We start from the raw sequence: 23,932 nt of genomic DNA, 5'->3' as shown, positions 1-23,932 counted from the left end.
GTGCATGGAACTCCGAGGTATCCACGTCCCGCTGATCACCCCCTTCACCCCCGACGGCGGCCTCGCCGCCCACGCGCTCGAAGCACTTGCCCACGCGGTGCTCGACGAGGGCGCGGTCGGCCTGGTGGCGCTCGGGACGACGGCCGAGGCCGCCGCCCTGGACGACGACGAGCGGCGTACGGTCGTCGAGGTGTGCACCCGGGTCTGCCGCGAGCGCGGGGCCACGCTGATCGTCGGCGCGGGCGGCGGCAGCGACACCCGGCGCGGCGCGGCGGCCCTCCAGGAGCTGGCCGGGGCGGACGCCGCCCTGGTGCCCGTACCGTCGTTCAGCCGCCCGGGCGAGGCCGGGGTGCTGGCCCACTTCGAGTACCTGGCCGCGCACAGCCCCGTCCCGTTGATCATCTACCACATCCCCTACCGCACCGGTCAGCCGCTCGGCGCCGACACCCTGCTGCGCCTCGCCGCGCTGCCGAAGGTCGCGGGCGTCAAGCTCGCGGTGGGCGCGATCGACCAGGACACCGTCAGCCTGCTGGGCGCGGCGCCCGAGGACTTCGCCGTGCTGGCCGGGGACGACCTGTACCTGTCGCCGCTGCTCGCGATGGGCGCGGCCGGCGGCATCCTGGCCTCCGCGCACCTGGCCACCGGGCGGTTCGTCGAGCTGGTGGACGCCTGGCACCAGGGCGACACCATACGGGCGCGCGAGCTCGGGCACCGCCTCGCCGCGCTCGCCGGGGCGGCGTTCGCCGAGCCCAACCCGGCGGTGGTCAAGGGGGTGCTGCACGCCCAGGGCCGGATCCCCGGCGCGGCGGTCAGGCTTCCGCTGCTTCCCGCAGGCCGGGCGTCCGTCGACCACGCCTTGGAATGCCTCGTCGCCCTGGGTGGCTGAACAGGCATGATGGGCACTGTTGCCGTCGGCGGGCAGGGCGCGGGCCCCAGCAGGCAGACACCACGAGCACAACACCGGAGGAGAAGTCGGATGAGGATCGGCATCGTAGGAGCGACCGGGCAGGTCGGCGGCGTCGTGCGCGGCATTCTGGCGGAGCGGAAGTTCCCCGTCACGCAGCTGCGCCTGTTCGCCTCGGCCCGTTCGGCCGGGCGGACGCTGCCCTGGGAGGACACCGAGATCACCATCGAGGACGCGGCCACGGCCGACTACACCGGCCTGGACATCGTGATCTTCTCGGCCGGTGGCGCGACCTCCAGGGCGCTGGCGCCGAAGGTCGCCGCGGCGGGCGCGGTCGTGATCGACAACTCCTCGGCCTGGCGGCGCGACCCCGAGGTCCCGCTGGTGGTCTCCGAGGTCAACCCGCACGCGATCGCCGACCGCCCCAAGGGCATCATCGCCAACCCGAACTGCACCACCATGGCCGCCATGCCGGTGCTGCGCCCGCTGCACGAGGAGGCCGGTCTGACCGCGATGGTCGCCACCACCTACCAGGCGGTGTCGGGTTCGGGCGTGGCCGGGGTCGCCGAGCTGTACAACCAGGCGTGCAAGGTGGCCGAGGCCGCTGACCAGCTCGCGTTCGACGGCGAGGCGGTCGAGTTCCCCGAGCCCAACGTCTACCAGCGCCCGATCGCCTTCAACGTGGTGCCGATGGCCGGCTCGGTCGTCGACGACGGCTCGTTCGAGACCGACGAGGAGCAGAAGCTCCGCCACGAGAGCCGCAAGATCCTGGAGATCCCCGAGCTCAAGGTCTCCGGTACCTGCGTCCGCGTTCCGGTCTTCAGCGGCCACTCGCTGCAGATCAACGCCCGCTTCGCCCGCCCGATCAGCGTCGAGCGGGTGGCCGAGCTGCTCGCGGACGCCCCCGGCGTCGAGCTCTCGGACATCCCGACCCCGCTGCAGGCGGCCGGCAAGGACGCCTCGTACGTCGGCCGGATCCGGGCCGACGAGACGGTGGACAACGGCATCGCGCTGTTCCTCTCCAACGACAACCTCCGCAAGGGCGCGGCGCTGAACGCCGTCCAGATCGCCGAGCTGGTCGCGGCGGAGTTGCGGGGCTGACACCTGTTCAGGGGTGCGGGGTCCCACCCCGCACCCCTGACGGTTACCCGGTGTGCCGCGCACTTCGGCAGCTGCCCGGACCCGCTGGGACGGTTCACCGTCGCAGCGGAGGGTAGAGGAGTGCCCAACGGTCGTGCGGCCGGGATCCGGCGCCCATGCAGCCCCTGCGGGAGCGCCGTGTGGCTCTCCGGTGACGGGGGCCGACCGGAGAAGAGGTGCGGAAGTGGACCGCTGCGTTGTCCTGGTGGACGCCGGATACCTGCTGGGGGCCTCGGCCAGTCTGCTCGCGGGGGAGCCCTCCCGTTCGCGGGTGACGGTCGACCACACCGTGCTGATCGCCGCGCTGCGCGAACGCGCGGAGGCCGAGACCGGGTTGCCGCTGCTGCGGATCTACTGGTTCGACGCCGCGCCCGACCGCCGCCCGCTGCCCGAGCACCGCCGGCTGCGGGTGCTGCCCCGGGTGACCGTCCGGCTGGGCGCGCTGACCCGTGCGGAGGGGCGCCGGGTGCAGAAGGGCGTGGACGCGGCGATGCACGCCGAACTCTCCGAGCTGGCCCGCAACCGGGCCTGCGCCGATGTGGTGCTGATCACCGGGGACGGCGACCTGCTGCCCGGCATGATGTCCGCCAAGGAGCACGGCGTGGTCGTCCACCTGTGGGCGCTGCAGGCCGCCGACGGCGACTTCAACCAGTCCGAGGACCTGGTCGGCGAGGCCGACGAACGCCGGGTGCTCGACCGCGAGTGGATCGAGCGCTGGGTACGCGTCCGCGAGGCGCCCGCGCAGTTCCACGCCCCCGGGCCGCGCGCCGAGCTGGCCGACCTGCTGGCCGCGCCACCCGCGCCCGGCCCCGGCCCGGCCGCCACCGAGCCCGAGCCGGCAGCCCAGGCTGGTCCCGCCGCCGTACTCAAGGTCGTGCCCACCCCGAAGGACCTCGCCTCCCGCACGGTCGCACCCATGCCCACCTCCCTCGTCCTGCGCTGGTCCTCCGAACGCGGCTGGGTGGAGCGGGCCGGCGCCTCGGCCGACTCCTGCTCGCCCGCCGACCTGCTGCCGACGCTCGCCCAGCTCACCTCCGCCGAGCAGCGCTGGGCCGACCGCGAGGAGGACATCACCACCATCGGCGGCGACGCCCACGAGGTCGGTCACGTCTTCGCCCGCCGCTGGATGGACCGCCTCGGCACGGTGGAGCGCCTCGCCCTGCTCTGGACCGACTACCCGCGCATCCCGCACCGCCTCGACGGCGAGCTGCTCCGCTACGCGGCCCGCTTCGGGCTGCTCGCGCACAAGGACGACCAGATCGACGAGCACGACCGCTACGCCATCAGAGCCGGCTTCTGGAAGGAACTGGCCACCCGCGTCCCCGGCGGCGAACTGGCCCTCACGGACAGCTAGCGCTGGGGCGGCAGCCCCCTTGTCCGAATCCGTCCGGTCAGCGCGTAGAGTCTTCGACCGTGAGCGACACCGACCGGCTGGCACCAGGGGCCACGCCGCAAGGCGGCCTCGGCGGGCCCGGCCAACACGCCCCGCAGTGCTGCACCGTACGAGACCTGGCCAAGACCTACCGCACCCGCAGTCGCGGCGGGGCCACCGAGATCAAGGCCAACGACGGCATCGACCTGGACATCCGGTGCGGTGAGGTCTTCGGGCTGCTCGGGCCCAACGGCGCGGGCAAGTCCACCCTGGTCCGCCAGCTCACCGGCCTGCTCCGGCCCGACCGGGGGAGTGTGCAGATCCTCGGCCACGACATCGTCCGCCGGCCCGAACTGGCCGCCCGGCTGCTCGCCTACCTCGGCCAGGAGTCCAGCGCGCTGGACGAGCTGACCGTCGTGATGGCCGCCGAGACCACCGGGCAGCTGCGCGGGCTCAGCCGGGCCCAGGCCCGCGCCGAGACCGCCGACGTGCTCACCGAACTCGGCCTGGAGCCGATCGCCGCCCGCCCGCTGGCCAAGCTTTCCGGCGGCCAGCGCCGCCTGGCCTGCTTCGCCGCCACGCTGGTGGGGGAGCGGCCGCTGCTGGTGCTGGACGAGCCGACCACCGGGATGGACCCGGTCGCCCGCCGCGCCGTCTGGGCGGCCGTCGACCGCCGCCGGGCCGAGCGCGGGACGACCGTCCTGCTGGTCACCCACAACGTCATCGAGGCGGAGACCGTGCTCGACCGGGTCGCGGTGGTGGACGACGGCCGGGTGATCGCCTGCGACACCCCCGGTGGGCTGAAGGCCCTGGTGGACGGTGACGTCCGGCTCGACCTGGTCTGGCGGACGGAGGCCCCCGTGGAGGTCCCGGCCGTCGCCCGGCTGGCCGAGCGCGCCGAGCGCACCGGCCGCCGCTGGACCGTCCGCACCACCCCCGAAGAGGCCCGCGAGCTGGTCGCGGCGGTCACCACGGGCCCCGCGTTCGCGGCCCTGGACGACTTCACCCTGGCCACCCCGAGCCTCGAGGACGCGTACCTCAAGCTCGGCGGCAGACACGGAGGGCTGGCGAAGTGACGCTGCTCGAAGAAGCCCCGCCGGTCACCACGGCCGCCCCGCTGGCCCCGGCCGCCCGGCTGCTGCCCGCGCTGGGCGCCGTCTACCGGGCGCAGCTGGCCCGGGCCAAGGTCTCCCGGATCCCGCTGCTCTTCGTCGCCACCTTCCAGTCGCTCGGCATCCTGGTGATGATGCGCGGCGTGGTCGACCCGGGCGACAACCCGGCCGCGCACGCCGTGGTCGCGGGTTCCAGCGTGCTGGTGGTCGCCTTCGTGGCGCTCAACCTGCTCGCCCAGTACTTCGGCCGGCTCCGCGCCACCGGCGGCCTGGACCACTACGCGACGCTGCCCGTCCCGCCGGCCTCCGTGGTGCTCGGCACGGCCGCCGCGTACGCCTCGTTCACCCTGCCCGGCGCGCTGGTGACGGCGGGGGTCGGGGCCTGGATGTTCGAACTGCCCTGGGCGCACCTCTGGGTGCTGCTCGCCGTCGTGCCGCTCGCCGGCGCGGCGCTCGCGGGGCTGGGCGCGGCCTGCGGGCTGCTGGCGCCGCGCCAGGAGATCGCCACGCTGCTGGGCCAGCTCGGCATGTCGGCGGCGCTGCTGCTGGGCGTCCTGCCGGTGGCCCACCTGCCGGAGGCGGTCCGCTGGCTGCGCGATCTGCTGCCCTCCACGTACGGGGTCGAGGCGTTCGCCCGGACCTTCACGGCGTCGCCGGACTGGGCGGCGGTCGTCGGTGATCTCTCGGTCTGCGCGGTGGTCGGGCTCGCCTCGCTGGCGCTCGCCACCAGGGCCTACCGCTGGGCGACCACACGCTGACTCTTGAGTCATGAAACGATGGTCGGGTGACCGTACCGAACACACCTGCGGGTCCTGACGCCAGAGCCGACAGCTTCGAGGGGGCCTCGTACCTCCCCGAAGCGCCCCGGCCGCGTCGCCCGCTGCTCCCGGAGCTCCTGATCGGGCTGCTGATCACGGCGGTCGGCGCGCTGCTCGGCCTGCTGGTCGGGGTGCTCTGGTTCCACCTGGCGCCCCGGGTGATGCTCGTGGCGGGCACCGACGCCATCCGGTACGTGGACCCGGAGGGCGAGCAGCGGGCGGGCGCGGACAGCGTCTTCGTCCTGCTCGGTCTCGGCGCCGGTCTGCTGACGGCGCTGGTCGCCTTCCTGCTGACCCGCCGCCGGGGTGGCGGCATCTCGGTGGCGGCCGGTCTGGCGGCCGGTGGCCTGGCCGGATCGGTGATCGCCTGGAAGCTGGGCATGTGGCTCGGCCCGAGCACGAACGTGCTCGCCAACGCCAAGCACGCCGGACTGGGCGTCGACTTCAGCGCCGCCATCCAACTCGGCTCGCACGGCGCCCTGCTGGTCTGGCCGATAACGGCGATGGTGGTGCTGCTGGCCCTGTCGGCGGCCTTCGGCAAGCGCGAGGAGGACCCGCCGCCGTACTGGGCGGGCCCGCAGGACAGCCCGGTACGGCAGGACAGCCTGCCGGAGAACCGTCCCGAGGACCGCCCCGAGAACCTTCCCGAGGACCGCCCTGCGGACCGTCCCGAGCCGACCGCCTGATCAGCGGCCGATCGCCGCAGTCAGCGCCTTGGTGAGCGTGACCAGATCACCGGGCGCGAGCTCGACCTCCAGACCGCGCCGCCCGGCGGAGACGTACACCGTCGGGTGGTCCAGCGCGCTCACGTCCAGCACCGTGCGCAGCGCCCGGCGCTGGCCGAGCGGGGAGATCCCGCCGAGCACGTAGCCGCTGCTGCGCTCGGCGGCCGCCGGGTCGGCCATCGCCGCCCGCTTGCCGCCGACCGCCGCCGCGAGCGCCTTGAGATCCAGCTGCCCGGAGACCGGCACCACGCCGACCGTCAGCGTGCCGTCCACCTCGGCGACCAGGGTCTTGAACACCCTCCCCGCAGCCACCCCGAGCGCCTCGGCGGCCTCGCCGCCGTAGGAGGCGGCCGCCGGGTCGTGCTCGTACGAGTGCACCGTGAACGGCACCCCGGCCGCCTCCAGCGCGACGGTCGCGGGTGTGCCGCCGCCCTTCTTCTTCGCCATTCGTCATACTCCCTGGTGCGGGCCTGGCTGGTGAGGGCCTAGTTCGGGCTGAAGGCCTGGCGGGTCAGTTCGTGGGCCGGCAGCGAAGGCAGCCAGGCGAGGAGGGCGGTCTCGCGGCGGAGCAGCGCCAGTTCGGTGGTGAGCCGCTGGGCGGTATCCGGGCAGGACAGCAGTTCCTGCTTGACCGGGGTGGGCAGGATCGCCGCCGCCGCGACCAGGTACGAGAGCACCTGCGGGTCGGCGGGCAGCTCCTGCTCCCCGGCGAGGCTGGCCTCGCGGGCCCCCGCCAGGCGCTTCTGGTAGGCGCGGAAGGCCCGCACGACCCCGGCGGCGAGAGCGCCGGCGCCCTCGCCCGGGCGCTCCTCGATCAGCTCGGTGTCGCCTGTCAGGTACGGGCCGCCGGTCTCCACCGAGCGGAGCCGGAACCGGGTGGTCCCGGTGACGACCAGCCGGTACTGGCCGTCCGGCAGCTCCTGGACGTCGGTCACGTCCGCGACGCAGCCGACGTGGTGCAGCGCCTCCAGCGGATCGCCGGTCGCGGTGCCGAGCCCGTCCAGCGGCCCGGCGTGGCCGTTCTGCTCGCGGACCGGCGCGACCTCACGGCCGTCCTTGATCGCCAGCACCCCGAAACGGCGCGGCAGGCCCTCCGGCCGGGCCAGCAGATCGCCGACCAGCCTCCGGTAGCGCTCCTCGAAGACATGCAGGGGCAGCACGAGACCCGGGTACAGGACCGTGTTGAGCGGGAAGAGCGGGAGCCGTTCAGTCACGGCGCACAGCGTAGTTGTCGAACGCCCTGCCGCGCGCCGGGCTTTTCGACCGGCGCCTCGGCCAGCCACCACCAGGGGCGCGGGGCTCTGCTTGATCAACGCGTGCGCGAAACCGGAAGCTACGGACCGTTGCCCTGCCGCTCCCTTGGTGGCGGCGCTAGCCGCGCTGCAGCATCCTGGTCGCCCCCGCCACCACGGTAGTGGCCAGTACCCAGCCCGAGATCACCAGTCCGGTCGCCACCCACTGGCCCGTCCCGCCCGGGTTCCACCCGTCCTGGTTGAGGTTGACCACCGGCAGCACCTTGGAGAGGGCGTAGAGCAGCGGGTCCCAGGTCGGCACCTCGTCGGCCTTCAGCGGGGGCGGGCGGTGCCCGCTGAAGTACGCGGCGCCCAGCGCCCAGGCGAGCAGCAGCCAGAGGGCGGCCCGTCCCGGCCGGTAGCCGTAGCCGACGGTGGCGTCCTGGAGCCGGCCCCAGATCCGGCCGGGCAGTGGCAGGGTGGCCCGGCGGCGGCGCTCCTTGGTGTACTGGACCTCGCGGGCGTCCTCGTCCCGGCCGTCCCGCCGCAGGACGCCGGCCAGCTGCTCGTACGGCTCGGGCTGGAACTCGCCGAGGGCGCCGTCCAGCCAGGCGATCCGCTCCTGCACGCTGAAGGGCACCACCGGCCGCAGCGACTCGTACGTGAAGCCGGTGAGCCCGACCCGGCCGTTCCTGGGCCAGCTGTCGGGGTGGTCGACCAGGTTGCCGACCTTGGCGCGGGAGAGCGAGACCCGGCCGCCCTTCGGGGCCGGGCAGGTGAAGCGCAGTTCGGGGGTCTGGATGCGGCGCAGCGAGAGTTCCTGGTCGTCGGTGAGGTGGAACTCGGCGTCGGTGATCACGCAGGCGTTGTCGAAGCGCCCGTCGACCAGCCGGACCCCGCCGTAGGCCCGCATCGGCACGCCCGGGGTGCCGGGCGGGACGTGCTCGCCGTATCCGTAGCCGTAGTTGGCGGAGGAGTCCGTCCAGCCGCCGTCGGCGGAGCCGCCGAGGTAGAGCGTGCTGCCGACACTGATCCGGGCCAGGCTGAGGCAGTTGCGGTCCGGGGCGGGGGCGTGCAGCTGGGCGCCGCGCAGCGAGAGGCGGCCGCCGATCCGGGTGCTGGTCAGGGTGACCTCGCCGTGCGAGTCCATCCGTTCGGCCTCGAAGTCGAGGTTGATGGTGAGCCCGTCGGCGGCCAGGGCGCGGCCGTACGCGTCGGAGCCGACGGTCGCCTGGTTGAGCAGCAGGTCGGTGCCGATCCGGGCGTCGGTGAGCTTGATGCCGTGTGGCACGACGGACCGGGCCAGGTGCAGATCGCCCTCGGTGGAGAGCCGGGAGGCCTCGAACCGGGGTATCAGGCAGCTGACGAAGCGCAGCGTGCCCGCCCGCGCCTCGGAGAACACCACCCGCCCCTCGAACCGGCAGTGCGCGAGGTCGAGGAAGTGCCCGATGGTCGCGCCCGCCAGCCAGAGCGGTCCGGTCACGTACGCGCCGGTGAGTTTGAGCGAGGCCACCCGTCCGGGTGCGGGCTCCGGGCCGTCCAGCAGCAGCCGGGCCAGCGTCTCGGCGCGGACCGTACGCTCCTCCGGCCAGTCGGCGGAGCCCGTGATGTGGTCGAGAGCCTCGTCGCCCGTCCGCAGGTCGTAGGTCCGGCCCTGCCGGAACGCCTCCCACAGCCCCTGCTCGACCGGTGTCCAGTCGTCCGGCGGTTGTTCCGTCATGAGCTCCCCCTGAGCGTGATCCGTCTCGCATGTCGTATCACGGACTGAAATGCGGGGCGTGCGATTCCGGCTACTCCTTACACTGGCTCTGTGATCTCTCGAATCGACCTGCGCGGCTCCCTCGATGACCCGCGTGACGTGCTGCCCCGAGCTGAGTTCGACGTGGAAGCCGCCCTGGAGAAGGTGCGGCCCATCTGCGAGGACGTACGCCATCGCGGTGTCGCGGCGCTGATCGAGATCACCGAACGCTTCGACGGCGTGACGCTGACCACCACCCGAGTCCCCGAGGCCGAGATCAAGGCCGCGCTGGAGACGCTCGACCCGAAGGTGCGCGCCGCGCTGGAGGAGTCGATCCGCCGCGCCCGGCTGGTCCACCGCGAGCAGCGCCGTACCGACCACACCACGCAGGTGGTGCCGGGCGGCACGGTCGCCGAGCGCTGGGTGCCGGTCGAACGGGTCGGGCTGTACGTGCCGGGCGGGCTGGCGGTCTACCCGTCCTCCGTCGTGATGAACGTCGTCCCGGCGCAGGAGGCCGGGGTGCCCGGCATCGCCGTCACGTCGCCGCCGCAGAAGGCGTTCGGCGGGTCCGTGCACCCGACGATCCTGGCGGCCTGCGCGCTGCTCGGCGTCACCGAGGTGTACGCGGCGGGCGGCGCCCAGGCGATCGCGATGTTCGCGTACGGCACCGAGGAGTGCGCCCGCGTCAACCTGGTGACGGGCCCGGGCAACATCTACGTCGCCGCCGCGAAGCGCCTGCTCAAGGGCCGGATCGGCATCGACGCCGAGGCCGGGCCGACCGAGATCGCCGTGCTCGCCGACGACAGCGCCTCGCCGTGCGACGTCGCCGCGGACCTGATCAGCCAGGCCGAGCACGACCCGATGGCCGCCTCTGTGCTGGTCACCGACTCGCTCGCGCTGGCCGACGCGGTCGAGGCCGAGCTCGCGTCGCAGGTGGCGAAGACCAAGCACCGCGAGCGCGTCACCGAGGCGCTCGGCGGGCGGCAGTCCGGCATCGTGCTGGTGGACGACCTCGAGCAGGGCCTCGCCGTCGTCAACGCGTACGCCGCCGAGCACCTGGAGATCCAGACCCGGGACGCGCGCGCCGTCGCCGCCCGGGTGTTCAACGCGGGCGCGATCTTCATCGGCCCGTACGCGCCGGTCTCGCTCGGCGACTACGCCGCCGGGTCCAACCACGTGCTGCCGACCGGTGGTTGTGCCTGCCACTCGTCCGGTCTGTCGGTGCAGTCCTTCCTGCGCGGCATCCACGTCGTCGACTACTCGCGCGAGGCCCTCGCCGACGTCGCCGCGCACGTGGTCAACCTCGCCAACGCCGAGGACCTGCCCGGCCACGGTGACGCCATCCGCGCCCGCTTCGACTGGACGGTACCCGGCTCGTGAACATTGACGATCTCCCGATCCGCGACGAGCTGCGCGGACAGTCCCCGTACGGTGCACCGCAGTTGGACGTCCCCGTCCAGCTGAACACCAACGAGAACCCGTACCCGCTGCCCGAGCCGCTGGTCGCCCGGATCGCCGAGCGCGTCGCCGAGGCGGCCCGCAACCTCAACCGCTACCCCGACCGCGACGCGGTCGAGCTGCGCGAGGGCCTGGCGGCGTACCTGACCCGGACGACGGGCTTCGCCGTCGCCCGCGAGCAGGTGTGGGCGGCGAACGGCTCCAACGAGGTGCTGCAGCAGCTGCTGCAGACCTTCGGCGGGCCGGGTCGCAGTGCGCTCGGCTTCGAGCCCTCGTACTCGATGCACGCGCTCATCTCCCGTGGCACCGGCACGACTTGGATCTCCGGCCCGCGCCGCGAGGACTTCACCGTCGACCTCGACGCCGCGTTGGTCGCGCTGCGCGAGCACCGCCCGGACGTGGTCTTCGTCTGCTCGCCGAACAACCCGACCGGCACCGCCGTCGCCGCCGAGACCGTGCTCGCGCTCTACGACGCCGCGCAGGCCGTGAAGCCGACCATGGTGATCGTGGACGAGGCGTACGTCGAGTTCTCGCACCGCGCCTCGCTGCTGCCGATGCTCGAAGGCCGCCCGCACCTGGTGGTCACCCGCACGATGTCCAAGGCCTTCGGCGCCGCCGGGTTGCGGCTCGGCTACCTGGCCGCCGACCCGGCCGTGGTGGACGCCGTGCAGCTCGTCCGGCTGCCGTACCACCTCTCGGCCGTCACCCAGGCGACGGCGCTCGCCTGCCTGGAGCACACCGACACCCTGCTCGGGTACGTCGAGCGGCTGAAGGCCGAGCGCGACCGGCTGGTGGACGCGCTGCGCGGCCTCGGGCTCGAAGTCACCGACTCCGACGCCAACTTCATCCAGTTCGGCCGCTTCGCCGACACCCACGCCATGTGGCAGGCGATCCTCGACCGGGGCGTCCTGGTCCGCGACAACGGCGTGCCCGGACGGCTGCGCGTCACGGCGGGCACGCCCGCCGAGAACGACGCCTTCCTGGACGCCGTCCGCACCTCCCTCCCGTCGCCCACCACCACCCTTGCCGGAGCGCGCTCCGCGCGCACTGCTACTCAGGAGCTGTAGACCCGCATGACCCGCATCGGACGCGTTGAGCGCACCACCAAGGAGACCTCGGTCCTCGTCGAGATCGACCTCGACGGCACCGGCAAGACCGACATCTCCACGGGCGTCGGGTTCTACGACCACATGCTCGACCAGCTCGGCCGCCACGGACTCTTCGACCTCACCATCAAGACCGACGGCGACCTGCACATCGACACCCACCACACCATCGAGGACACCGCCCTCGCGCTCGGCGCCGCCTTCAAGCAGGCGCTCGGCGACAAGGTCGGCATCTACCGCTTCGGCAACTGCACCGTCCCGCTGGACGAGTCGCTCGCCCAGGTCACCGTGGACCTCTCCGGCCGCCCGTACCTGGTGCACACCGAGCCCGAGGGCATGGCGCCCATGATCGGCTCGTACGACACCACGATGACCCGGCACATACTCGAGTCCTTCGTCGCCCAGGCCGCCATCGCGCTGCACGTGCACGTACCGTACGGTCGCAACGCGCACCACATCGTCGAGTGCCAGTTCAAGGCCCTCGCGCGTGCTCTGCGCTACGCCTCCGAGCGCGACCCGCGCGCGGCGGGCATCCTCCCCTCGACCAAGGGTGCGCTGTGAGCAAAGCCGCAACACTGCTGATCATCGTCGGGCTCTTCCTGGCCGGCGGCGTCATCTCCTTCTGGAAGCAGAAGCTGCCCAAGGGCGTCATCGCCGTGCTCGCGATCGGCGCGGTGATGTGCCTCGGCGCCGGCGTCATGCGCCTCTAGAGACTGGAACCCGGAATTCCCATGTCAAAGAACGTCGTGGTGTTCGACTACGGGTCGGGCAACCTCCGCTCCGCCCAGCGCGCCGTCGAGCGCACGGGTGCGACGGTCACCGTCAGCTCCGACTTCCAGACCGCACTCGACGCGGACGGTCTGCTCGTCCCCGGCGTCGGCGCCTTCGAGGCGTGCATGCGCGGGTTGAAGGCCGTCCGCGGCGATGTGATCATCGGACGCCGGCTCGCGGGCGGGCGTCCGGTGCTCGGCATCTGCGTCGGCATGCAGATCCTGTTCGAGCGCGGCGTCGAGCACGGTGTCGAGACCGCAGGCTGCGACGAGTGGCCCGGCGCGGTCGAGCCGCTTGACGCGCCGATCGTCCCGCACATGGGCTGGAACACCGTGGTCAGGCCCGAGGGCAGCCGGATGTTCGCCGGGCTCCCGGACGACGAGCGCTTCTACTTCGTGCACTCCTACGGCGTCCGGAACTGGGAGCTGGAGGTGACCAACGAGAAGATCAACGCGCCGCTGGTCAGCTGGACCACCCACGGGCAGCCGTTCGTCGCCGCAGTCGAGAACGGCCCGCTCTGGGCCACCCAGTTCCATCCCGAGAAGTCCGGCGACGCCGGTGCCGCCCTGCTGACCAACTGGGTCAACACCCTCTGATCCTCGACACCCTCTGAGACCTGGAGAGTTGTAACTCCATGAGCCGCCTCGAACTCCTCCCCGCCGTCGACGTCCGGGCCGGCCAGGCCGTCCGCCTGGTCAAGGGCGCGTCCGGCACCGAGACCTCCTTCGGCGAGCCCCTTGCGGCTGCGCTGGCCTGGCAGAACGCCGGCGCCGAGTGGCTGCACCTGGTCGACCTGGACGCCGCCTTCGGCACCGGCACCAACCGTGACCTGCTGCGCGAGGTCACCGGTGCGCTCGACATCAAGGTCGAGCTCTCCGGCGGCATCCGCGACGACGAGTCGCTCGCCGCCGCCCTCGCCACCGGCTGCACCCGGGTCAACCTCGGCACCGCCGCCTTGGAGAGCCCCGAGTGGGTCGCCAAGGTCATCGCCGAGCACGGCGACCAGATCGCCGTCGGCCTCGACGTGGTCGGCACCACCCTGCGCGGCCGTGGCTGGACCCGCGACGGCGGCGACCTCTACGAGGTGCTGGCCCGCCTCGACTCCGAGGGCTGCGCCCGGTACGTCGTCACCGACGTCAACCGCGACGGCACCCTCACCGGCCCCAACCTGGAGCTGCTGGGCAACGTATGCGCCGCCACCGACAAGCCCGTGGTCGCCAGCGGCGGCGTCTCCTCGCTCGATGACCTGCGCGCCATCGCCACGCTCGTCGCCGCAGGTGTCGAGGGCGCCATTGTGGGCAAGGCCCTCTACGAGCAGAAGTTCACCCTCGAAGAGGCCCTGGAGGCTGTATCCCGATGACCGAGCACCCGGCCGTCACACCGAACCCGCGCACCCACTGGGTCTCCGGCACGTCCCCCTGGGAGGACCAGTTCGGCTTCGCCCGCGCCGTGACGGCCGGGGACTTCGTCTACGTGGCGGGTACCACCGCCTGGGACGACGGGATGGTCCAGCACGAGGGCGATCCGTACAACCAGGCACTGGCCGCGTTCGGTGTGGCGTTCAAAGCCCTGGCCCAGTACGGGCTTTCGCCCGCCGACGTGATCCGCACCCGGATGTACCTCACCCACGTCCGGGACACCGACGAGGTCGGCCGGGCGCACAAGAAGCTCTTCGACGCGATCCGCCCGGTGTCGACCATGGTCGTGGTCGAGGGCCTGATCGACTCCCGGATGATGGTCGAGGTCGAGATCGAGGCCCACCGCCCCGGGCTTGCAACCTCGCTCGCCCAGCCGTTGTCACAGCCGCTCGCCCAACCTCTCGCACAGCCCTTGGAAGGCAAGTCGTGACCCTCGCAGTACGTGTGATCCCCTGCCTCGACGTCGACAACGGCCGGGTGGTCAAGGGCGTCAACTTCCAGAACCTGCGCGACGCCGGTGACCCGGTCGAGATGGCCAAGCTCTACGACGCCGAGGGCGCCGACGAGTTGACCTTCCTCGACATCACCGCCTCCTCCGGCGACCGGGAGACCACCTACGACGTGGTCCGCCGCACCGCCGAGCAGGTATTCATCCCGCTCACCGTCGGCGGCGGCATCCGCGCTGTCGAGGACGTCAACCGGCTGTTGCGGGCCGGCGCGGACAAGGTCGGCGTCAACACCGCCGCCATCGCCCGGCCGGAGCTGATCCGCGAGATCGCCCAGCGCTTCGGCCGCCAGGTCCTGGTGCTCTCGGTGGACGCCCGCCGCTGCCCGCCGGGCACCGAGACGGCCTCCGGCTACGAGGTCACCACGCACGGCGGCCGTCAGGGCACCGGCCTGGACGCCGTCGAATGGGCGGGCCGCGCAGCGGAGTTGGGCGCGGGCGAGATCCTGCTCAACTCGATGGACGCCGACGGCACCAAGGACGGCTACGATCTGGAGATGATCCGCGCCGTCCGCAAGGCCGTCTCCGTCCCCGTCATCGCCTCCGGCGGAGCCGGCAGGCTCGCCGACTTCGCCCCGGCCGTCGAGGCCGGCGCCGACGCGGTCCTCGCCGCCAGCGTCTTCCACTTCGGCGACCTGCGCATCGGCGAGGTCAAGACCGCTCTCCGCGAGGCCGGCCACCCTGTTCGGTAGACCAATCTGAACCCCCGTACTGCTCCAGGCCCTTGACCGGGCGTGGGGAGCGGTGCGGGGGTTCGGCGCTTCCCCACGACGAGCAGAGCCCGGCCGATATTCTGCACGACATGATCAACTCATGCGCGAGCCTTGACGATGCCGGCGTTGCGATAGCTGCGGCACGTGCCGGCGCGGACGTGGTGCGCGACCTGTACGGCCGGCGGCTCACGCGGATCGACAAGGGCGCGGGGGACTTCGCCACCGCCGCCGATGTCGAGGCGGAGAAGACGATCCTCGGCGTCATCCGTGCCGCTCGGCCCGATGATGCGGTGCTCGGCGAGGAGGGCGGGCAGCAGGGTGCCGCCGGAGTTGTGCGCCAGTGGTTGGTGGATCCCTTGTGCGGCACGCTGAACTACGCCGTCGGCAACATGCTGGTAGCCGTCAACGTGGCACTGCGCGGCGGGGCGGCGGCGGTGGCCGACCCGTTCAGCGGCGAGGTGTTCTTCACCGACGGTGAGACCGCCAGGGTTCGGCACGACGGGACCGAGGCACAGCTGGCGCCCACGTCCGCCACCCGGTTGGTGGATGTCAACCTGGATCCGCCCTTCCCGAGCGCGCCCGGCTTCCGGGCCGTGGACCTGCTGGCGCACCCCGGGTTCGTCGAGCGGTTCCGGCCGCGAGTCGTGTCCACGACGCTGGCGTTGGCCTGGGTCGCCGCCGGTAAGCGCGCCGCGTACGTCACCGACGGCGGCGACCTGTCCGGGAGCGTGCATTTCGCCGCCGGCATCGCCCTGTGCCAGGCCGCCGGCTGTGTGGTCACCGGGATCGACGGTGCCCCGATCGGCCAGGCAGGCCGTGGACTTGTCGTGGCCGCCGACGCCGAAACCCACGGGCAGCTGATGTCGATGATCCGCACCGGAAGCCAGGACTGTGATATTCGTGGCGATCTCTTGCGACTGTGACCGACAGGAATGAGGAAGCACCGTGAGCCGGACACCGCCGCCGGGTGCCAAGGGGCCGTCCTGGCCGGGAGGTAGGCGTGGAACGAAGGGGCCCCGGGAGGGCAACCGGCCGCCCGCCTGCTCGCCGCCGTCTCCGGGCGCTCCGGAGGATGTCGAGGGTGGGGAGCGCACACTGAGCCCGCAGCGTCCCCGTCGCAGGCGCCGACGAACCTGCCCGGGGGTAAGCCCGCGCCGCCGCCCGGTCCTGCGAATCCGCCTCCGCCGTCCGGGAAGCCCGGCCCGCCGCAGGATCCGCTCAGGTAGTCGGGGCGGCTGCCTACGGCAGTGGCAGTGCTGCGCGTAGTGCCGCCACGGCCTCGGCCGGTCCGTCCGCCTGGAGGTCGGCCTGCTTGCCCCGGCCGAAGGCGAAGAGCACCAACTCGCCCGGCTCGCCCGTGATCTGGACCGTCGGCCCGGTCTTGTGGGCGACGGTCAGGCTCCGGCCGTCCGGGGTGCGCAGTACCAGTTGTGCCGGAGTTCGCCGACCGGCCTCGAAGCGGGCCAGCAGCGGCAGCCGCTTCCAGAGTGCGTCGGCCAGCTCTGCTGTGACCTGCTGCGGCTCCCACGCGCCCGCCCGCCGGACGTCCTCCGCGTGCACGAAGTACTCCACGGTGTTCGCGGCCTCGTCCACCGCGCGCAGCGCGAACGGCGAGAGCCGGGGCGGCCCCGAGCGGAAGACCCGTACCAACTCCTCGTACGGGCGCGCCGCGTAGCCCGCCTGCACCTTCGCCGTCCAGCCCGCGAGTGCCTTCACCCGGATTCCGGGCGCCGCGTCGGCCCGCCGCTCCCGCAGCACCAGGTGGGCGGCCAGGTCCCTGGTGGTCCAGCCCGCGCAGAGGGTCGGGGCGTCGGGGCCGGCCGTCGCGAGCAGTCCGGCGAGCCGCTGACGTTCCGTACGGGCGAAGTTCGACATCCCGTCAAGATAGACCTAACGCAGCTGACCCGTCAGCTTCCGGCCGCCCTGCCGGTCGCTGGCCGTCATGGTGCAGGTGGCGTCGCGCAGGCCCGCCTTGTAGTACTGGAGGTAGGGGCCGAGCGGGAAGCCGTAGTACGGGCCGCCGCCGCCCTGGCGCTGCTCCCACTGCGCGAGCGGTGCCTTGCAGGCTTCGCGCAGTGCCCGGCCGATCTGGGTGTCGCTGGTCAGGCCCTCCGGCAGGACGATGTCCGAGATCGCCTCGCCGTCGTGCTGCTGCTCGCACGGCCGGGCCTCGGCCCGGGTGATCACCGTGCTCAGCTGCGGGTGGTCGAAGCACGTACCCGGCAGGAAGTACGGGTACGGCAGCACCTTCGTCGGGCTCGGCGACGGGGTGCTCGACGTGCTGGGCGGTGGCGGGGGGTGCGGCAGTGCGGCCTTCTTCGTTCCCGGGTCCGGCCAGAGCAGCACCGTCGCGCCGACGGCCACCGCCAGCACGGCGGCCACGACCACCGCCGTCCGGGCGCGGCGCGGACGCTCCTTCACCGGCTCGTCTGTCATCCCCGACCGTCCCCCTCAATCCGCCCACCCGTCACCGCCCATTCTGGTGGCCCGGCGCGGGGGGCGCCACGGATTCGCGGGTTCCGTTCGGGGCGGTCCGCAGACCTGTGCGGGTGGCGTGCAGGTTCCTGGCGGGTAGCCGACCCTGGTACTCCTGGTGGATGGTGCGTCAGTAGGATAAGCCGCTGAATAGCGGCTATATGAAGGACACTTGCCATGGGGGACACGGGGTTCCGGGTACAACCCGGAGCGATCAGCGGATATGCGGCAACGGTCACAGGGCAGTCCGAGCAGCTGGGGCAGATCCAGTCGGCGACAGCTGGGATCGCCATATCGGCAGACGCCTTCGGGCACCTGCCGAACGCCCAGAATCTGGCACAGGTCTACCAGGAGCACGCCAGTGCGAGCAGCCAGAATCTCAATGACCTCGTGCAGGCCCTGACAGGCACTGCCGACGGGCTCAACTACACAGCGCAGAACTACGCCGAGCAGGATCAGGCGATCAGCGCAGGTCTCGGGGGCGGACAGTGAGCACGCACCACACGGCTGAGCACGCGCACGGGCACACGCCGACGCGGGAGCCGGAACCCGAGCACCGGCCGGTCGACCCCCGGCAGCCCGGCCACTCCTGGGGCGGCGGACCGGCCCAGCCCACCGAGCCCGTCGTGCACCACCACCCCACGGTGCCGAGGGGCGAGGACCCCGCACCCGCACCCGCGCCCGAACCGGCACCCGAACCCGCGCCCACGCCCGGAGATGACGGCGAGGCGGGCGGCGAGCCGAAGCAGGGCCTGTTCGCGGGCCTCGCGCAGAAGGCGGGCGAGAGCTTCAAGGACAAGGTCGGCACGAAGGTCGGGGAGAAGGCCGGCGACTGGACCAACGAGAAGCTCTTCGGGAAGGACGGTGAGGGCGCCGGCGGTGAAGGCGGCGGTGCCGCCGGGGGCGAAGGCAGCGGTGACGGCGGTGGAGCGGCCGGTGGCGAGGCCGGTGGCGGGGTCGGTGGCGAAGGCGGGCCCTCCACGGGTCTGGACTCGCTCGGTGACGGCGGGACCGGGGCGGCCGGGGCGGCCGCCGGCGGGGGCGTCGGAGCGGTGGCGGGCGGCGTGGTCGGCGCGGCGGGCGGTCCGTACATGAGCGGCGGCCCCTACCAGGGACCGTCGATTCCGCAGGTCTCCATGTCGTCCGGGAGCAACGCCTACGCCTGGGCCCAGGCGAGCCCCCCGGCGCCGATGGCTCCGATCGCCGAGGCCACCCACCCCTCCAGGGGCGGACTGGGCGGGATGCTGGACGAGGCCGTCCAGTACGCGCTCGAGAAGTCCGGCCTGATGGACGAGCTGGAGAAGGTCACCGGTGACCTCGCGCAGCTGAACGCCGCTGCCCAGGAGTGGCAGGCACGGGCGAAGGACGCGCAGCTGGTGTCGGAGCAACTGCGGGTCGGTGCCCAGCAGTTGGCCGGGCAGTGGGAGGGCGCCGCGTCGGACTCCTTCGGGCGTCACATGGGCGAGGTGGTCGAGGCCCTCGACTCCACCGCCGACGGGATGCTCCAGACGGCGCAGATCATCGGCCAGTGCGCCCAGGAGTGCGCGATGGCCGAGGGCATGGTCATCGAGATCATCAGCGAGGCGATCGAGGCACTGATCGCCTCGCTGGCCGCTGAGGCCGTGATCGCCGTCTTCACGGCGGGTATCGGCGTCATCGCCGACGCGCTGCTCACCGAGGGCGAGATCGCGGTCTACGTGGCCCGGGTCGCCCGGGTGTCCACCAAGCTGGCCGAGACTCTCGAGAAGCTCCTGAAGGCGCTCAAGGAACTGGGCTCCGCCGTGAAGGCGGTGCGGAACGTCGAGACGGCCAAGAAGGCACTCGGCGACCTCAAGAAGGTCAAGGCCGCGGCCCAGGAACTCCGGGACTTCGAGAAGGCCGGCGACGGTCTCGGCAAGCTGGGCAAGGACGCCTTCAAGAACCGGTCGCTCTCGGGCGTCGGGGACGGCCTGAAGGACTACGCGGTCCGCAAGGGCGTCTCGATCGCCGACGGCAAGCTGACGGGTCTGGCCCAGGACGGGGTCAAGGACGCGCTCGGCATCGGCTCGGACGACCCGGTGCAGACCGGCGACCTGAGCTTCAAGGGCCTCGGCGGGGCGGCCGGCAAGTCGGCCTGGGGAGCGGCCCAGGCCGGCCTCACCAGCGACACCAACAAGTCCGCCGTCGAGGGCGAACTCGCGCACGACATGGGTGTCGAGACCGAACCCGCGCCGTACCGGGTCGACACGTCCCGGATCGAGCAGGCCTTCGGCTGACGCCGCGAAGGGGCACCGTGGCGGTCACGGTGCCCCCTCGTCCCGGGTGTTGCGGGCGGGTTGGAACTGAGCGGGTCGATCAGCCCAGCAGGGCTTTCAGCCCCTGCTCCGCCTCGTCGCTGCTCTGCAGGTCGAGCGCGATCCACGAGCCGTCGCTGAAGCTCAGGTCGAGTCGGCGGGTGACGATCGAGTTGGGTGTGTCGCGGCGCAACCCGTAGGTGCCGCGCGGCAGTTCGAGCAGGCCGGTGGCGCGGTAGGTCTCGTGCCGCTCGTGCCCCCACATCCGGCTCAGGAGCAGCATCCGCTGGTCGGTCAGCACCAGGGTGAAGTCGTCGTGGTCGGCCTTGAGGGTCTCGCCCGGGGTGGTCCGGACGGCCTTCCACACCGCCCAGGCCATGCTGTTCTCGCCGCCGCTCCAGGAGCCGCCGTGCAGCGGGCGCCGGATCGCGCGGTACGCCCGCCGCTCCAGGCGCAGCCCGTACGGCCGGCGGTACAGCAGGTCGGGCATCAGGATCTCCACCAGCCAGCGGGGCATGAAGTAGGTGCAGAGCCCCCGCCAGAAACCGCGCAGGAACCGGACGAGCAGCCGCACCGGCGCCCACAGCAGGTCGCTTCCGGTCTGCTCCCAGTTGACGCTGTAGAGCGGCAGGAGCGGGTCGAGGGCGATCGCGAACACGCCGAGCAGCGCCTCGCCCGGGCGCAGGTGCGGAGCTGCGGTCTGCTGCAGTGCGGGGTGCCCGAGGGGTGCGGGGGCGCCACCCCACCCAGGGGTCCACCCGGGCTGCTGCTGGTAGGTGCTCAAACGAGGTCCTCCTCGATCCGGCCGCAGCCGGCTCGGTGGCGGCGGTCGCTGTACTGGTGTTCGCAACTGGTGTTCGCAGGTGTCGTCCATGAAAAGCTATCGCAGGCCGATTACGCACCGTCGGGGGATCGGCACCCGGGCCGGTGTTCGGATCGCTAAGGTGCCGACATAATCGCAGTCACTTTTCGGGGGATCTGATGACCACACCACCGCCCCACTCGTTCGGCCCGCCGCAGTACGGCCCGCCGGAGCCCGGGCAGCCGCAGTACGGCTATCCGCCCGCACAACCGCAGCCGCAACCACAGCTGCAACCGCCGGCCCAGCCGTACGGTTCGGGCGGCCAGCCCCCGCCTGCCTACGGCCAGCCGGCCTTCCCCGGGCCGGCGTACGGTCAGCAGCCGAACGGTCAGCCCGGCTACGGCCAGCCGCTGTACGGTCAGCAGGGATACGGTCAACAGGGCTACGGTCAGCAGGGATACGGCCAGCCCGGCTACGGAGCGCCGGTCCCGCCGCCGCCGACCAAGCAGGGCCTCAGCTGGAAGGCGAAGACCTTCTTCGGGGTCGCCGCCGCTGTGATCGTCATCGCGGTCGTGGTTGGCTTCTGGAAGTCCGCCTCCGGCACCGGTCACGGTGCGCGGGTCGGAGACTGCCTCAAGTACTCCCCGTCCAACGACTCGAAGATCGTCAGCTGCTCGTCCGCCGAGGCGGACTCGGTCGTCCTCAAGCGGTACGAGTCCGTGCTGCTCTCCAGCTGCAGCAATGTGCCCGGCGCGATCGGCAGCTACAACGGCATCTACCACTACAACGGCAAGACCTACCACTACCTCGCCTGCCTCGGCCCGCACACGCCCGGGAAGGTCTGACGATCCGGGGGCGGGACGGGGGCTGCGCCGACGGCCGGCCAGGCCGTAGGCTTCGCACGGCACGACCCGGATCAAGAGGTATCTGATGCGAGTCGGAATCATCGGGCACGAGGGTCTCTCGGAGATCACCGAGATGCTGGTGCGCGGCGAAATGTGGCAGCTGGTAACGGTTTTCGGCAGTTACGAGCTGATCGGTGTGACCTGTCTGCGGGAGGGCCCGGAGACGTGGTTCGCGCAGGCGGTGCTCGACCACGGCGGCAAGGTGGAGGTCATCGTCTCGGCGAGCGCCGGCCGGGCCGGAGCTTTCGCGGGGCCCGGCAGCAGGACGCGGCAGCGGCTGCTGAACGAGGCCAACGCCGTGCACCGGCTGGCACCCGTCGAGCTGGGCGGGTTCGGCGACGACACCTGCCGGGCGCTGGTGGGCATGGTCGACGAGGTGATCGCCGTCTGGGACGGCCGCCCCGGCAGCGAGGCCGCCGAGGTGGTGGCGGCCGCGCGGCGGGCCGGGCTGTACGTGCAGGTGGTCTGGCCGGACGGGTGCGCGAGCTCGGAGTAGCCGAGCGTCGGACGTGGGCTGCGACAATGGGCGCATGTCCACCACACCCGCCGCCCCCGGCAGCACCGCCCTCGATCCCGCCATCGCCGCCCGCCTCAAGCGCACCGAGGACGGCCTGCTCCCTGCCGTCGCGCAGCAGCACGACACCGGCGAGGTGCTGATGCTCGGCTGGATGGACGACGAGGCGCTGCACCGCACCCTGACCACCGGCCGCTGCACCTACTGGAGCCGCAGCCGTAGCGAGTACTGGGTCAAGGGCGACACCTCCGGTCACTTCCAGCACGTCAAGGCGGTCGCGCTGGACTGCGACGGCGACACCCTGCTCGTCCAGGTCGACCAGGTCGGCGCGGCCTGCCACACCGGCGCGCGGACCTGCTTCGACGAAGACGTCCTGCCGCTCGCTCGGTAATCTTCTCCACACTGTCCACCAACCCTGAACGGTGCTGAATCCCATGGACCTTGAGGCCTTCCGCAAGCTCGCCGTAGACACCCGGGTCATCCCGGTCACCCGCCGGCTCCTCGCGGACGGCCTCACCCCCATCGGCCTGTACCGGAGTCTGGCCGACGAACGCCCGGGGACCTTCCTGCTGGAGTCGGCCGAGCAGGGCACCTGGTCCCGGTATTCCTTCGTCGGCGTCCGCAGCGCGGCCGCCCTCACCGTCGACCCGGACGGCAACGCCCGCTGGCAGGGCGCGCCGCCGGTCGGCATCCCGGTGGACGGCGACCCGCTGGAGGTGCTGCGGGCCACCCTGACGGCGCTGCACACCCCGCGCCACGCCGACGACGGCCTCCCGCCGCTCACCGGTGGCCTGGTCGGCTACCTCGGCTACGACATCGTCCGCCGCCTGGAGAAGCTGCCCGAGCTGACCCCGGACGACTTGAAGCTCCCCGAGCTCACGATGCTGCTCGCCACCGATCTGGCCGTCCTGGACCACTCGGACGGCTCGGTGCTGCTGATCGCCAACGCCGTGAACCAGAACGACCTGGCGAGCGGCGTGGACGAGGCGTACGCGGACGCCGTCGCCCGCCTCGACGCCATGGAATCCGACCTCGCCCGCCCGGTCGACCCGGGCCTGGCGACCTTCACCCCCACCGCCGTTGACGCCCACTCACCCTTCGGCGGAGCGCCGTACCGGGCCGCCGTACTGGAGATCAAGGAGCGGATCCGGGCCGGCGAGGCCTTCCAGGTCGTCCCCTCGCAGCGCTTCGAGGCGCCCTGCCCGGCCTCGGCGCTCGACGTCTACCGCGTTCTGCGCACCACCAACCCGAGCCCCTACATGTACCTCTTCCGCTTCCCGGGTCCGGACGGCACGGCTGACGGCGGCTTCGACGTGGTCGGCTCCAGCCCGGAGGCGCTGGTCAAGGTGGCGGGGGGTCAGGCGATGGTGCATCCGATCGCCGGGACCAGGCACCGGGGCGCCAACCCGCACGAGGACGCCGAACTCGCCACCGAACTGCTCGCCGACCCCAAGGAGCGGGCCGAACACCTGATGCTGGTCGACCTGGGCCGCAACGACCTGGGCCGGGTCTGCGAGCCGGGCAGTGTCGAGGTGGTCGACTTCATGTCGGTCGAGAAGTACAGCCATGTGATGCACATCGTCTCCACCGTCACCGGCCGGGTCGCCGAGGGGCGGTCCGCCTTCGACGTCCTCACCGCCTGCTTCCCGGCCGGCACCCTCTCGGGCGCGCCGAAGCCGCGCGCGATGCAGATCATCGAGGAGCTGGAACCCACCCGCCGGGGCCTCTACGGCGGCTGCGTCGGCTACCTCGACTTCGCGGGCGACTCCGACACCGCCATCGCCATCCGCACCGCACTCCTGCGCGACGGCACCGCCTACGTCCAGGCGGGTGCCGGCGTGGTCGCCGACTCCGACCCGGAGAGCGAGGACACCGAGTGCCGCAACAAGGCCGCCGCCGTCCTGCGCGCCGTCGCCACGGCCAACACGCTGCGCTCGCCGCTATCGTGAGA

At 72.4% G+C, this 23,932-nt stretch carries 27 protein-coding genes; 21 read left to right on the top strand and 6 right to left on the bottom strand.

The window, feature by feature from the left end:
* Positions 1-4 precede the first annotated feature (4 nt).
* The 6 genes from P3T29_RS18205 (at position 5) to P3T29_RS18180 (ending at position 6,032) form a co-directional block, all read left to right on the top strand.
* The gene (locus tag P3T29_RS18205; RefSeq protein ID WP_280717550.1) at positions 5-886 is read left to right on the top strand and encodes a dihydrodipicolinate synthase family protein; all 882 of its coding nucleotides are present in this window, start codon (positions 5-7) and stop codon (positions 884-886) included.
* Positions 887-976: 90 nt separating this feature from the next.
* Entirely contained in the window at positions 977-2,005 is a 1,029-nt protein-coding gene (locus P3T29_RS18200; protein ID WP_280717549.1) for an aspartate-semialdehyde dehydrogenase, read from the top strand.
* A gap of 223 nt (positions 2,006-2,228) precedes the next feature.
* Complete coding sequence (locus tag P3T29_RS18195) at positions 2,229-3,398, top strand: NYN domain-containing protein (protein ID WP_280717548.1); 1,170 nt, start codon at positions 2,229-2,231, stop codon at positions 3,396-3,398.
* Between the two features lie 155 nt (positions 3,399-3,553).
* Entirely contained in the window at positions 3,554-4,492 is a 939-nt protein-coding gene (locus tag P3T29_RS18190; protein ID WP_280717580.1) for an ABC transporter ATP-binding protein, read from the top strand.
* Positions 4,489-5,286, top strand: a complete 798-nt coding sequence (locus tag P3T29_RS18185) for an ABC transporter permease (RefSeq protein ID WP_280717547.1) — start codon at positions 4,489-4,491, stop codon at positions 5,284-5,286. The genes P3T29_RS18190 and P3T29_RS18185 overlap by 4 nt, the downstream gene beginning before the upstream one ends.
* Positions 5,287-5,312: 26 nt before the next feature.
* Positions 5,313-6,032 (top strand): DUF2567 domain-containing protein, encoded by a 720-nt coding sequence (locus tag P3T29_RS18180; RefSeq protein ID WP_280717546.1) that lies wholly within the window; start codon positions 5,313-5,315, stop codon positions 6,030-6,032.
* Here P3T29_RS18180 and ybaK read toward each other — a convergent pair whose 3' ends face one another.
* From ybaK to P3T29_RS18165, 3 genes are all read right to left on the bottom strand, one after another.
* On the bottom strand, positions 6,033-6,518 hold the full coding sequence (ybaK, locus tag P3T29_RS18175) for a Cys-tRNA(Pro) deacylase (protein WP_280717545.1): 486 nt from the start codon (positions 6,516-6,518) through the stop codon (positions 6,033-6,035).
* Positions 6,519-6,556: 38 nt separating this feature from the next.
* On the bottom strand, positions 6,557-7,285 hold the full coding sequence (locus P3T29_RS18170; RefSeq protein WP_280717544.1) for an LON peptidase substrate-binding domain-containing protein: 729 nt from the start codon (positions 7,283-7,285) through the stop codon (positions 6,557-6,559).
* Positions 7,286-7,442: 157 nt separating this feature from the next.
* Positions 7,443-9,023, bottom strand: a complete 1,581-nt coding sequence (locus P3T29_RS18165) for an oxidoreductase (RefSeq protein ID WP_280717543.1) — start codon at positions 9,021-9,023, stop codon at positions 7,443-7,445.
* A gap of 90 nt (positions 9,024-9,113) precedes the next feature.
* Here P3T29_RS18165 and hisD point away from each other — a divergent pair, with 90 nt between their 5' ends.
* The 9 genes from hisD to P3T29_RS18120 all read left to right on the top strand — a co-directional run bounded on the left by hisD (position 9,114) and on the right by P3T29_RS18120 (position 15,935).
* Positions 9,114-10,421: a histidinol dehydrogenase gene (gene hisD / locus P3T29_RS18160; RefSeq protein WP_280717542.1), complete on the top strand. Its 1,308-nt coding sequence runs from the start codon at positions 9,114-9,116 to the stop codon at positions 10,419-10,421.
* On the top strand, positions 10,418-11,566 hold the full coding sequence (locus tag P3T29_RS18155; RefSeq protein WP_280717541.1) for a histidinol-phosphate transaminase: 1,149 nt from the start codon (positions 10,418-10,420) through the stop codon (positions 11,564-11,566). The genes hisD and P3T29_RS18155 overlap by 4 nt, the downstream gene beginning before the upstream one ends.
* 6 nt (positions 11,567-11,572) lie before the next feature.
* Entirely contained in the window at positions 11,573-12,166 is a 594-nt protein-coding gene (hisB, locus tag P3T29_RS18150; protein WP_280717540.1) for an imidazoleglycerol-phosphate dehydratase HisB, read from the top strand.
* Positions 12,163-12,315 (top strand): hypothetical protein, encoded by a 153-nt coding sequence (locus P3T29_RS18145; protein ID WP_280717539.1) that lies wholly within the window; start codon positions 12,163-12,165, stop codon positions 12,313-12,315. Before hisB ends, P3T29_RS18145 begins: the two co-directional genes overlap by 4 nt.
* Before the next feature lie 21 nt (positions 12,316-12,336).
* Positions 12,337-12,972 carry an imidazole glycerol phosphate synthase subunit HisH gene (hisH, locus tag P3T29_RS18140; RefSeq protein WP_280717538.1) on the top strand — a complete coding sequence of 212 codons (636 nt, stop codon included), beginning with the start codon at positions 12,337-12,339 and terminating at the stop codon, positions 12,970-12,972.
* Between the two features lie 38 nt (positions 12,973-13,010).
* Positions 13,011-13,736, top strand: a complete 726-nt coding sequence (gene priA / locus P3T29_RS18135) for a bifunctional 1-(5-phosphoribosyl)-5-((5-phosphoribosylamino)methylideneamino)imidazole-4-carboxamide isomerase/phosphoribosylanthranilate isomerase PriA (RefSeq protein ID WP_280717537.1) — start codon at positions 13,011-13,013, stop codon at positions 13,734-13,736.
* Positions 13,733-14,224, top strand: coding sequence for a RidA family protein (locus P3T29_RS18130; protein WP_280717536.1), 492 nt, complete (start codon positions 13,733-13,735; stop codon positions 14,222-14,224). The genes priA and P3T29_RS18130 overlap by 4 nt, the downstream gene beginning before the upstream one ends.
* Entirely contained in the window at positions 14,221-14,991 is a 771-nt protein-coding gene (gene hisF / locus P3T29_RS18125) for an imidazole glycerol phosphate synthase subunit HisF (RefSeq protein ID WP_280717535.1), read from the top strand. Before P3T29_RS18130 ends, hisF begins: the two co-directional genes overlap by 4 nt.
* Positions 14,992-15,101: 110 nt before the next feature.
* Positions 15,102-15,935, top strand: a complete 834-nt coding sequence (locus P3T29_RS18120) for an inositol monophosphatase family protein (RefSeq protein ID WP_280717534.1) — start codon at positions 15,102-15,104, stop codon at positions 15,933-15,935.
* Positions 15,936-16,251: 316 nt separating this feature from the next.
* Here P3T29_RS18120 and P3T29_RS18115 read toward each other — a convergent pair whose 3' ends face one another.
* A complete protein-coding gene (locus P3T29_RS18115; RefSeq protein ID WP_280717533.1) occupies positions 16,252-16,887 on the bottom strand; it encodes a TIGR03085 family metal-binding protein in 636 nt (211 codons plus the stop codon).
* A 15-nt stretch (positions 16,888-16,902) separates the two neighbouring features.
* Complete coding sequence (locus tag P3T29_RS18110; protein ID WP_280717532.1) at positions 16,903-17,448, bottom strand: hypothetical protein; 546 nt, start codon at positions 17,446-17,448, stop codon at positions 16,903-16,905.
* Between the two features lie 216 nt (positions 17,449-17,664).
* Between P3T29_RS18110 and P3T29_RS18105 the strand changes: the two genes are divergently transcribed.
* Both P3T29_RS18105 and P3T29_RS18100 read left to right on the top strand, forming a co-directional pair.
* Positions 17,665-17,979 carry a type VII secretion target gene (locus P3T29_RS18105; RefSeq protein WP_280717531.1) on the top strand — a complete coding sequence of 105 codons (315 nt, stop codon included), beginning with the start codon at positions 17,665-17,667 and terminating at the stop codon, positions 17,977-17,979.
* On the top strand, positions 17,976-19,742 hold the full coding sequence (locus tag P3T29_RS18100; protein ID WP_280717530.1) for a hypothetical protein: 1,767 nt from the start codon (positions 17,976-17,978) through the stop codon (positions 19,740-19,742). The genes P3T29_RS18105 and P3T29_RS18100 overlap by 4 nt, the downstream gene beginning before the upstream one ends.
* Before the next feature lie 79 nt (positions 19,743-19,821).
* Here the strand turns inward: P3T29_RS18100 and P3T29_RS18095 are convergent, their stop codons facing one another.
* Complete coding sequence (locus P3T29_RS18095; RefSeq protein ID WP_280717529.1) at positions 19,822-20,544, bottom strand: hypothetical protein; 723 nt, start codon at positions 20,542-20,544, stop codon at positions 19,822-19,824.
* Positions 20,545-20,741: 197 nt separating this feature from the next.
* Here P3T29_RS18095 and P3T29_RS18090 point away from each other — a divergent pair, with 197 nt between their 5' ends.
* From P3T29_RS18090 to P3T29_RS18075, 4 genes are all read left to right on the top strand, one after another.
* Positions 20,742-21,407 (top strand): hypothetical protein, encoded by a 666-nt coding sequence (locus P3T29_RS18090; RefSeq protein ID WP_280717528.1) that lies wholly within the window; start codon positions 20,742-20,744, stop codon positions 21,405-21,407.
* A gap of 85 nt (positions 21,408-21,492) precedes the next feature.
* A complete protein-coding gene (locus P3T29_RS18085; protein ID WP_280717527.1) occupies positions 21,493-21,963 on the top strand; it encodes a hypothetical protein in 471 nt (156 codons plus the stop codon).
* 34 nt (positions 21,964-21,997) lie between these two features.
* On the top strand, positions 21,998-22,372 hold the full coding sequence (hisI, locus tag P3T29_RS18080) for a phosphoribosyl-AMP cyclohydrolase (protein ID WP_280717526.1): 375 nt from the start codon (positions 21,998-22,000) through the stop codon (positions 22,370-22,372).
* A 43-nt stretch (positions 22,373-22,415) separates the two neighbouring features.
* Positions 22,416-23,930 carry an anthranilate synthase component I gene (locus P3T29_RS18075; RefSeq protein WP_280717525.1) on the top strand — a complete coding sequence of 505 codons (1,515 nt, stop codon included), beginning with the start codon at positions 22,416-22,418 and terminating at the stop codon, positions 23,928-23,930.
* The last annotated feature ends 2 nt before the right edge of the window (positions 23,931-23,932 follow it).

This window comes from Kitasatospora sp. MAP5-34, assembly GCF_029894335.1.
Lineage (GTDB): Bacteria > Actinomycetota > Actinomycetes > Streptomycetales > Streptomycetaceae > Kitasatospora.
This window is presented reverse-complemented; position numbering and strand designations above follow the sequence as displayed.